The organism is Pseudomonas sp. SDO5591_S426 (genome assembly GCF_054070755.1).
The window spans coordinates 1-3540 of the sequence record NZ_JBSVXD010000328.1; the positions used below are offsets into that span (position 1 = coordinate 1).

Genomic DNA, 3540 nt, shown 5'->3' on the forward strand with positions numbered 1-3540 from the left:
GTGTACACCTGTAGGAGCTGCCGCAGGCTGCGATCTTTTCGAGGCATCAACCGATGCTGATTTCCGGCAACTCGGTCAGCGTCACGCTCTGCTGCTTACGCGGCGCCAGAATTTCCGCCTCACCGTCCACCACCAATTCATCGCGCTGGTTGAATACGCGAGTCGCAATGCGCACGCGGAACTTCGGCAGTTTCTCGAGGATTTCCAGACGCACTGTCAGGGTGTCGCCAATCTTCACCGGCTTCTGAAAACTCATCTGCTGACCGATGTAGATGGTGCCCGGCCCAGGCAGCTCGCAGGCGACAGCGGCGCTGATCAGCGCACCGCTGAACATGCCATGAGCGATGCGTTCCTTGAACATGGTGCTGGCGGCGTATTCGGCATCCAGGTGCACCGGGTTGTGGTCGCCCGACATCGCGGCGAACAACTGAATGTCGCGCTCTTCGACAGTCTTGCTGAAGCTGGCGGTCTGGCCGACTTCGAGGGCTTCGTAAGGGGTGTTGGTAACCTGGGTCATCTGTCTCAATTCCTGTGACGAATAAAAAAATTCACAAAAAACTATTCGGTTCGGTGTGGCCGGGGATTGCTCAGCGTCTGGTTGATCCAGGCCAGCACATCGGCGGTCACTTCATCGCGGTTGGTTTCGTTGAACAGTTCGTGCCGCGCCTGCGGGTAAATGGTCAATTGCAGGCTCTGGCTGCCGGCCTCGCGCAAGGCGTCCGCCAGATCTTTCAGACGCTTGCCTTCGCTCACCGGATCACATTCACCGCCAATCACCAGCAACGGCAGGCCGGGATCGATCTGAGCGAGATTGGACGCTTTGCTGATTTGCTGCAACCCGCCGAGCAAATCGATCCACATTTGATTGGTGCAGCGATAGCCGCAGAGCGGGTCGTTGGCGTACAGATCGACTTCCGCCGGGTCGCGGCTGAGCCAGTCGAAACGCGTGCGCGCCGGTTTGAACTGTTTGTTGAATGAGCCGAACGACAGCCATTCGATCAGCGCACTGCGTCCCTTGGGGCCCTGGCGCAGGCGTTCGAGCCGGGCGATCTGGCGTGCCGCGCGATAAAGCGCCACAGGCTGGAAGTTCGAACCGCTGAGAACGGCACCGTGCAGGCTGGCGCTGTGATGCAGCAGATAGGCCTGCGCGATGTAGCTGCCCATGCTGTGGCCGAGCAACACGATAGGCACGCCGGGGTGCTGCTGGCCGATGTGCTGGTTGAGGCAGGCCAGGTCGCCCACCACTTTGGCCCAACCGTCACTGTCGGCGAAATGCCCCAGTGTCCCGTTTTCGGCAGTTTTGCCATGTCCGCGCTGATCCGGCGCATAAACACCATAGCCCTGATCGCAGAGTTTTTCTGCCAGACGCGCGTAGCGGCCGCTGTGTTCCGCCATGCCGTGAGCCAGCAGGATCACCGCCTTGAGTGGGCCTGCGGGCAGCCACTGGTTGACGAAGAGACGGCTGCGGTCACTGGTGGTCAGCCAGAAGGTGTCGTGGATCATGGCGATTCCTTTCCATGCAGGGGGCGCGAGTTGGTTGCATTGTATAGCTCATTGCGAGACTGGCATCAGCCCACGCCACGGCAGGAAGATTCACACGGTCAATGACGCCGTTACCCATATTTGCCTGATTCGCCATAGCTGCTAGTGTCCGTGAAGCTCCGCTCTCTGTTTTTGAAATGACAGACCAGCGGCCCCGGATAGGTTCAGGTAAAGAGGACAAGAACAATGCAACCTGATTTCTGGAATGACAAACGCCCGGCCGGCGTTCCCCTGGACATCGATGTCGCGGAATACAAGTCGGTCATCGAGGTGTTCGAGCGTTCCTGCAAGAAATTTGCTGATCGCCCGGCGTTCAGCAACATGGGCGTCACCCTGACCTACGCCGAACTGGAACGCCACAGCGCAGCGTTCGCCGGTTACCTGCAAGCCCACACCGATCTGGTGCCGGGGGATCGCATCGCAGTACAGATGCCCAACGTCCTGCAATACCCGATCGCCGTGTTCGGCGCTTTGCGCGCCGGGCTGATCGTGGTCAACACCAACCCGCTGTACACCGCGCGGGAGATGCGTCACCAGTTCAAGGATTCCGGCGCCCGGGCGCTGGTATACCTGAACATGTTCGGGCAGAAAGTCCAGGAAGTGCTGCCCGACACCGACATCCAATATCTGATCGAAGCGAAGATGGGCGACCTGATGCCCGCCGCCAAGGGCTGGCTGGTCAATACACTGGTGAGCAAGGTCAAGAAAATGGTCCCTGCGTATTCCTTGCCCCAGGCCATTTCCTTCAAAAGTGCGCTGCGCATGGGCCGAGGCCTGGGGATCAAGCCGCTGAGCGCCGGCCTCAATGACATCGCCGTGCTGCAATACACCGGCGGCACCACCGGCCTGGCCAAGGGCGCGATGCTGACCCACGGCAACCTGGTGGCAAACATGCAGCAGGCGCGCGCTTGTCTGAGTCAGTTTGCGGCCGACGGCCAACCGCTGCTGCGCGAAGGGAAAGAGGTGATGATCGCGCCGCTGCCGCTGTACCACATCTATGCATTCACGGCGAATTGCATGTGCATGATGGTGACCGGCAATCACAACGTGCTGATCACCAATCCGCGCGACATCGGTGGCTTCATCAAGGAACTGAAGAACTGGCGCTTTTCGGCGTTGCTGGGGCTCAACACGCTCTTCGTCGCGCTGATGGACCACCCGGACTTCAAAACCCTGGACTTCTCCAGCCTCAAGCTCACCAACTCCGGCGGCACCGCGCTGGTCAAGGCCACCGCTGAACGCTGGGAGCAATTGACCGGTTGCCGCATCACCGAAGGCTATGGCCTGACCGAAACCTCGCCGGTGGCCTGCACCAACCCGTACGGCGACCAGTCGCGCATCGGCACGGTCGGTCTGCCGGTGCCGGGCACCACGCTGAAAGTGATCAATGATGACGGCGTCGAGCAGCCGTTGGGCGAGCGGGGAGAGCTGTGCATCAAGGGCCCGCAGATCATGAAGGGCTACTGGCAGAAACCCGAGGCGACCAACGAAGTGCTGGATGCCGAGGGCTGGTTCAAGTCTGGTGATATCGCGGTGATCGATCCAGACGGGTTTGTGCGCATCGTCGATCGCAAGAAAGACATGATCATCGTCTCGGGTTTCAACGTGTACCCGAACGAAATCGAAGACGTGGTCATGGCCCACCCGAAAGTCGCCAACTGCGCGGTCATCGGTGTGCCGGACGAGCGTTCGGGCGAGGCGGTTAAGTTGTTCGTGGTGGCCCGTGAGGCCGGAGTAAGCCTTGAAGAGCTGAAGGCTTACTGCAAGGAAAACTTCACGGCGTACAAAGTGCCCAAGCACATCGTGTTGCGTGAGTCGTTGCCGATGACGCCGGTGGGCAAGATTCTGCGGCGGGAGTTGCGGGATATCGCGTAGCAGGGCGTAGAGTTCGAGGCGACTCCAAAAGATCGCAGCCTTCGGCAACTCCTACAGGGATCGCATTTCTCTGTAATTGGATGGACTCGCCCAAGCCGAGGCGTCAATGCGCCACGGTGGCAG

At 60.1% G+C, this 3540-nt stretch carries 3 protein-coding genes; 1 reads left to right on the top strand and 2 read right to left on the bottom strand.

Features of this window, described 5'->3' with window-relative positions; genetic code table 11:
• Nucleotides 1-46 precede the first annotated feature (46 nt).
• Nucleotides 47-517, bottom strand: a complete 471-nt coding sequence (locus ACW9JC_RS29365) for a MaoC family dehydratase (protein WP_419708827.1) — start codon at nt 515-517, stop codon at nt 47-49.
• A 41-nt stretch (nt 518-558) separates the two neighbouring features.
• On the bottom strand, nt 559-1503 hold the full coding sequence (locus ACW9JC_RS29370; protein WP_448109091.1) for an alpha/beta hydrolase: 945 nt from the start codon (nt 1501-1503) through the stop codon (nt 559-561).
• Between the two features lie 225 nt (nt 1504-1728).
• Here ACW9JC_RS29370 and fadD2 point away from each other — a divergent pair, with 225 nt between their 5' ends.
• The gene (gene fadD2, locus ACW9JC_RS29375) at nt 1729-3417 is read left to right on the top strand and encodes a long-chain-fatty-acid--CoA ligase FadD2 (protein ID WP_448109090.1); all 1689 of its coding nucleotides are present in this window, start codon (nt 1729-1731) and stop codon (nt 3415-3417) included.
• Nucleotides 3418-3540 lie beyond the last annotated feature (123 nt).

Bases quoted from the DNA above. Each gene is read 5' to 3' on its own strand.
- ACW9JC_RS29370 (WP_448109091.1), bottom strand. From the start codon at position 1,503: ATGATCCACGACACCTTCTGGCTGACCACCAGTGACCGCAGCCGTCTC.
- ACW9JC_RS29365 (WP_419708827.1), bottom strand. From the start codon at position 517: ATGACCCAGGTTACCAACACCCCTTACGAAGCCCTCGAAGTCGGCCAG.
- fadD2 (WP_448109090.1), top strand. From the start codon at position 1,729: ATGCAACCTGATTTCTGGAATGACAAACGCCCGGCCGGCGTTCCCCTG.